The following is a 6,572-nucleotide window of genomic DNA, read 5'->3' as shown; positions in this document are numbered from 1 at the left end:
GTTTGCAACACTACAAACGTTTCAACTCATTAAAAAGTTGATTTCTTAAGAAATCAACTTTTTAATTGTTTTATTAAATTTATTACACCTATTTTTTCGAAATAACAGTAAACATCCCTGTCATGTTAGGCGAATAATCTTTAAAATCATATTTTTCGTAGAATGACGTTTTCCCTTGCGACGCAAACAAACCAATGAATGCTTTATCTGGAGCATTCTGATTTAAGTATTCTACTAAAGTATTCATTATTTTCTTTCCAATACCATTCTTTTGATACTCTGGATGAACCACTATATCTTGAATATAGAAATAGATAGCCCCATCACCAACAATTCTGCCCATGCCGATGATTTGATTATTATCCTTGACTGTTATACAGTAAATCGAATTTTGAAGTGATATTTCCACCATCTCAAAGTTCATATAATTAGTCCATCCCACAGAATCACATAAATATTTATATTCTTCCAATGTTGGAATGTCACTTTTAATCTCATATTTCTTCAAAATGTCCCCTCCAAGAATTCATTTCCACCAATACAAAGTAAATTCGACAAACTTTTATCTAACCCTTCTTACTAACTTAGCACTGTAAATCCCGATTAACCTCACGCTAATCCTTATATAATAAAGAAAGAGGCTGACGTATAGCCGTCATCCTCTTTCTTTATTATATATTACGCCTTATGACACTCTGGACAAACGCCATAAATTTCTAAGCGATGACTATTGATAACGAAGCCTGTCGTTTTCGCAGCTTCCTCTTCCAGCTTTTCCAAGCCTCCATAAGGAAAATCAACAATCTTACCACATTTTTCGCAAATCACATGATAATGTTGACTTGTAACATAATCAAATCTACTTGAAGCGTCTCCATAAGTTAATTCCTTTACAAGTCCAACCTCTTTAAACACACGTAAGTTATTATAGACAGTTGCAACACTCATATTTGGAAACTTACCTTCTAATGCTTTATAAATATCATCCGCTGTTGGGTGCGTCATTGATTCCACAAGGTACTCTAAAATAGCATGACGCTGTGGAGTAATGCGTACACCCGTATTTTTCAGCATTTCTAGCGCTTCTTTTAATTCTTCTTTGACCACCGTCATGCACCCCGATTCTATACGGATTATTATTTTATAATTCTTATAAAGAGTGTACTCCTTTTCTTATAAATCGTCAATATTTCTACTATAAGTATGTGGTTTATTTTTATATTCAGGACTTGTTTTTATGTATCTTTCCCTTTTTCTTCATATATTACATAGAAAAAAGTGCGACATAATCGCACTTGGAATACTATCATCTGAGGAGGTATGCCCTACACTTCCACTTTATGTAAGGCAGTAAAATATGTATAGACACTTGCCTTGTTTCTGCATATTTTATCTCCAACGTAGATTTATTTTATATAAGAAAGAACATCCTCAATATGTCCTTTCACTTTCACTTTACGCCACTCTTTTACAAGTTCACCGTCTTTATTAATAAGGAATGTAGAACGCTCGATTCCCATATACTCTTTCCCAAAGTTCTTTTTTAACTTCCAAACATCGTATAACTCTGCTACTTTATGATCTTCATCTACTAAAAGTGTAAATGGCAATTCATGTTTCTCAATGAATTTCAAATGTCTATTCGCTGAATCAGGACTTACTCCAAGAATAACCGTATCCTTCTCTTGAAATACTCCATACGCATCACGAAAATCACATGCTTCAGTTGTACATCCTGGCGTCATATCTTTCGGGTAAAAATAGAGAACTACATTTTTACCGCGAAAATCAGCTAGGCTAACTTCTTCTCCGTTACTTCCCTCTAATGTGAATTCTGGTGCCATTTCTCCTACTGTAATCATTGTTATCACTCCTACTCTTTTCCTTTACTATAACAAATGCTTCCTTATTTTTCATTGTCTATTACAGACCTCATCACAAAAGCAAAAGGGAGTGTATATCCAATTAGCGCTTCTGCAATTGCAATCCATCGCCCAATTCCAATCGGAGATATGTCACCATATCCAACAGACAATAAAGTAACTGCGCTAAAATATAAACAAACTTCAACGAGTTGAAAAGAATGAGCGTTCAAACTTTCTCCGTCCTCTTTCAAAACTGCGAAACCCATTTCCTCTAATACAACGTAACTTAATCCAAACGCGATCAGTACTGTTGTATAGATCAAAAATAATGTGGCCAAATTATACAGCGAAAAAAAACGCGTTGAATCTGAATAGGAACTCCATAATAATTGGACACTTTTCAAAATAGCGATTGCTGCAATTAATAGAATAAATCCCCATAACATGTCCTCCACCTCATTTTATATGTATGAGGTGGAGGACTGATTTATCCCTTAGAAACGAACAAGCTTCTATAATTAATTACCCGCGCCACGGTATCTTTTTACTCCTTGGTTCCAGAGGTTGATTGCAATCGTAAAACAGATAACACCAACAAGTGGCGTCGCGAATGCATAACTATTCCATTCTGTTTTTCTTAAAAAGTACGCTGCTGGATATACTCCAACAAACGCGAACGGTAAAACAAACGTTAAAATGAAACGAATTACACGATTATAAATATTAACAGGATAGCGCCCGTAATTACCTATGTTATACATAAGGGGCATAATTGAACTTTTCGCATCCGACCAAAAACCAAGGCTCGCAAGCGTAACAAATATCCCTCCATATACAAGTGCTCCTCCTCCTACCATCAATATAAATAAGAAGAAATCATACCAGTAAAAAGATAATTGTAACTCCACAGCTGCATATCCCATTACAACAATCCCTGTAATGGCTCCAATTAAAGATTCAAGTTCCATTCTCTCTAATATAATTTGAAATAGGCTATGGATCGGTCGCGTTAATACACGATCCATCTCCCCTTTAATAATGTATCGATCATTAAAATCCCATATATTAAAGAAAGCTGAAAAGATGGCAAATGGTACTAAAAAGAAACCATAAATAAAGATTACCTCTTCTCGACTCCATCCCTTCAATGCTTGTGTATGCCCAAATACAACGAGAATAAATATTAAATTAACTGCTTGAAGCGATAAATCAGAAAGTAAACCAACGATAAAATCGCCTCGATACTCCAATTTCGTTTTTATATATTGACTTGCATATTGTAAAAATAAGTTTATATATAGCATCTCATCATCCCCCTTGTACAATTAGACGTTTTCTCGCCGTTCTCCACATGAGTACAATTGGAATAATAAGTACAATCGCCCAAATCACTTGAAATACTAAAGCCTCATACAACTTACTCCCCTGTATACCTTCAGAAAAAATCATACTTGGAATATAACTAATAGCCTGAAACGGTAAAAACATCATTGCTTTTTGGGCCCATAACGGATAAAAACTAATTGGTAATAATAGACCTGAAAATAAATCAATAACAACGCGTTTTGCATACATAATCCCACTATTATTAAATAGGAAAAACGTAAGCATTCCCGTCATTAAATTAATTTGTGTATTAATAATAAAACTAAATATTAAGGATAAGAAGAAATATAACCAAGTTTGAAAATTCGTTGTAATTTGCAACGAAAATAATAACGTAACGATAACCATGCCTGGAATGGAAAAGAAGGCAAAACGGAATATCCCCTCGCCAAGACCTTGCATAACTTTCATTCCCAAATAGTTATACGGACGAATTAATTCTACAGCCACACGTCCTTCTTGAATCTCCATCGCAATTTCCCTATCTATATTATTAAAATAGAAGGCACGTGCCATCCACGCGATTGCGATATACGTGGTCATTTGCGAAATAGATAAACTTTCAATATTCTCTTTTCCGCTATAAATTGCTTGCCATAAAAAATAGTAAGCACCGATATTAATCGTATAAATTAAAATCCCACTATAGTAATTTGTACGATACGCAAGCATCATTAAAAAGCGAATTCGAATCATTTCAATATACTTACCCATGCGTAATACCTTCTTCATAAATGTTACGAATAATTTCCTCTGTAGACACTTCGTTAATTTTTAAATCTTTAATTTGAAAGGCTTGTACTACTTTAGAAATCAGCATTGAAATAATAACTTCTTCATTCGGAATTTTTGCAACCCATGCATTTTCCTCTTTTGCTTTCGACCAAACGACATGATTATCTGGCATAACCATTGATAAAGCTTGATAGGAAACTGGTGCAACAAACTGAAAGTGTATTTCCTTCTCTGCTCCCCACTGCGTACGAAGATTATTTAAAGAACCGTCATACATAATATTTCCTTCATCCAGCATGATAACACGCTCACATAAAGCTTCAATATCCGTAATATCATGAGTAGTTAATAAAATTGTTGTTTTATAACGTTCATTCATTTCTTTTAAAAATTCACGTATTTTCAATTTCACAAGTACATCTAACCCAATTGTTGGCTCATCTAAAAATAATAACGGTGGATTATGAATTAAGGCTGCTGCTAATTCACAACGCATTCTTTGACCGAGAGATAATTTTCGAACTGGTTTATCTAATAAAGGCCCTATATCTAACGTTTCAATTACGTGCTCCATATGCTCCTTATACTGAGCGTCTGATACACCATACACTTTCTTTAATAAACGAAACGATTCTTGGACTGCAATATCCCACCAAAGTTGCGAGCGCTGTCCAAAGACAACACCAATTGTTCTTACAAATTCTTCTCTTTGTTTATGTGGATTCATTCCATTTACTGTGATTTGCCCTGATGTCGGAGTCAAAATCCCCGTAAGCATTTTAATTGTTGTTGATTTACCAGCACCGTTCTCACCGATATAACCAACCATTTCACCTTGCTTTACAGTAAAAGATACATCATTTACTGCTGGTACTATTTTATAATTACGATTTAATAAATCGCGAAATGCACCCTTTAAGCCCGGACGACTTGAATAGGCTGTAAACTCTTTACGTAACCCTTGTACCTCAATTACCGATTTCATAATCGGACCCCCCTCCTAAATGTCACAACGAATAGTTTACCCAACTGCCTTCGCTATCACAAACAATACGTCTTTTCGAAAAACATGTTAGAATAATACATAGATTTTTGTAAGGAGATGAATTGTAGTGAAATTCACAAAGTCAGAAGAATTACATAAAGAAGCTTTAGAGCATATCGTTGGCGGTGTTAACAGTCCTTCTCGTTCTTTTAAAGCAGTTGGCGGCGGCGCTCCTGTTGCTATGGAACGCGGGAAAGGCGCTTATTTCTGGGATGTAGACGGAAATAAATATATCGATTATTTAGCAGCATACGGTCCTATTATTACCGGACATGCTCATCCGCATATAACAAAAGCAATTACAACAGCTGCTGAAAATGGGGTACTTTACGGAACACCAACAGCGCTAGAGGTAAAATTCGCAAAAATGTTAAAAGAAGCAATGCCTGCATTAGATAAAGTCCGTTTTGTAAACTCTGGTACAGAAGCAGTGATGACAACGATTCGTGTTGCTCGTGCTTATACAGGTCGCACAAAAATCATGAAATTTGCTGGTTGTTACCACGGCCATTCTGATTTAGTACTTGTGGCAGCTGGATCTGGTCCTTCTACTTTAGGAACTCCTGACTCAGCTGGCGTACCACAAAGTATCGCACAAGAAGTTATTACCGTTCCATTTAATAATGTAGAAACTTTAAAAGAGGCGTTAGATAAATGGGGTCATGAAGTAGCAGCTATCCTTGTAGAACCGATTGTTGGAAACTTCGGTATTGTAGAGCCTAAACCAGGATTCCTTGAAAAAGTGAATGAACTTGTTCACGAAGCTGGCGCACTAGTAATTTACGATGAAGTTATTACTGCTTTCCGCTTTATGTACGGTGGTGCTCAAGACTTACTTGGTGTGACACCTGACTTAACAGCGCTTGGTAAAGTTATTGGCGGCGGTTTACCGATCGGTGCTTACGGTGGTAAGAAAGAAATTATGGAACAAGTTGCTCCGCTTGGACCTGCATACCAAGCTGGTACAATGGCAGGAAACCCTGCTTCTATGGCATCAGGTATCGCTTGTCTAGAAGTGCTTCAACAAGAAGGACTTTATGAGAAATTAGATGAACTTGGTGCAATGCTTGAAAAAGGAATTTTAGAGCAAGCAACGAAACATAATATCGACATTACATTAAACCGTCTAAAAGGAGCTTTAACTGTATACTTCACAACAAATACAATTGAAGATTACGATGCCGCACAAGATACAGACGGTGAAATGTTCGGTAAATTCTTCAAGCTTATGCTTCAAGAAGGAGTTAACTTAGCACCTTCTAAATACGAGGCATGGTTCTTAACGACAGAACATACAAAAGAAGATATTGAATATACAATCGAAGCTGTCGGCAGAGCATTTGCTGCCCTAGCAGACAATAAATAATCCCGTCATTAAAAGGAAAAAAGAAAGCTCACCTTTCTTTTTTCCTTTTTTCTATTTCATAAATCCCGTATTAATAGTATAATTATTCATAATTATCTGTTTTATATTCTTTTACAGCATTACTATCTCTGTGTACAAGGTGATTCGCACCTTAAATAGTAAGATTATTCTAACT

Annotated in this window: 8 protein-coding genes; 1 reads left to right on the top strand and 7 read right to left on the bottom strand. The window is 35.7% G+C overall.

Annotated features, from left to right (window positions below; all coding sequences use genetic code 11):
- Positions 1-88: 88 nt before the first annotated feature.
- The 7 genes from MHH27_RS03045 to MHH27_RS03015 form a co-directional block, all read right to left on the bottom strand.
- On the bottom strand, positions 89-508 hold the full coding sequence (locus tag MHH27_RS03045; protein ID WP_098235981.1) for a GNAT family N-acetyltransferase: 420 nt from the start codon (positions 506-508) through the stop codon (positions 89-91).
- 170 nt (positions 509-678) lie between these two features.
- Complete coding sequence (perR, locus tag MHH27_RS03040; RefSeq protein ID WP_000237829.1) at positions 679-1,107, bottom strand: peroxide-responsive transcriptional repressor PerR; 429 nt, start codon at positions 1,105-1,107, stop codon at positions 679-681.
- A gap of 299 nt (positions 1,108-1,406) precedes the next feature.
- On the bottom strand, positions 1,407-1,862 hold the full coding sequence (bcp, locus tag MHH27_RS03035) for a thioredoxin-dependent thiol peroxidase (RefSeq protein ID WP_000633711.1): 456 nt from the start codon (positions 1,860-1,862) through the stop codon (positions 1,407-1,409).
- A gap of 44 nt (positions 1,863-1,906) precedes the next feature.
- On the bottom strand, positions 1,907-2,311 hold the full coding sequence (locus tag MHH27_RS03030) for a potassium channel family protein (protein WP_000964343.1): 405 nt from the start codon (positions 2,309-2,311) through the stop codon (positions 1,907-1,909).
- Positions 2,312-2,383: 72 nt separating this feature from the next.
- The gene (locus tag MHH27_RS03025) at positions 2,384-3,169 is read right to left on the bottom strand and encodes an ABC transporter permease (protein WP_000965774.1); all 786 of its coding nucleotides are present in this window, start codon (positions 3,167-3,169) and stop codon (positions 2,384-2,386) included.
- 4 nt (positions 3,170-3,173) lie between these two features.
- Positions 3,174-3,965: an ABC transporter permease gene (locus MHH27_RS03020; protein ID WP_000521519.1), complete on the bottom strand. Its 792-nt coding sequence runs from the start codon at positions 3,963-3,965 to the stop codon at positions 3,174-3,176.
- The gene (locus tag MHH27_RS03015; RefSeq protein ID WP_000843655.1) at positions 3,958-4,971 is read right to left on the bottom strand and encodes an ABC transporter ATP-binding protein; all 1,014 of its coding nucleotides are present in this window, start codon (positions 4,969-4,971) and stop codon (positions 3,958-3,960) included. The genes MHH27_RS03020 and MHH27_RS03015 overlap by 8 nt, the downstream gene beginning before the upstream one ends.
- A 127-nt stretch (positions 4,972-5,098) precedes the next feature.
- Here MHH27_RS03015 and hemL point away from each other — a divergent pair, with 127 nt between their 5' ends.
- The gene (hemL, locus tag MHH27_RS03010; protein ID WP_053565316.1) at positions 5,099-6,397 is read left to right on the top strand and encodes a glutamate-1-semialdehyde-2,1-aminomutase; all 1,299 of its coding nucleotides are present in this window, start codon (positions 5,099-5,101) and stop codon (positions 6,395-6,397) included.
- The last annotated feature ends 175 nt before the right edge of the window (positions 6,398-6,572 follow it).

Source organism: Bacillus sp. FSL L8-0152 (assembly GCF_038006365.1).
Classification (GTDB): Bacteria; Bacillota; Bacilli; order Bacillales; family Bacillaceae_G; genus Bacillus_A; species Bacillus_A cereus.
This window is presented reverse-complemented; position numbering and strand designations above follow the sequence as displayed.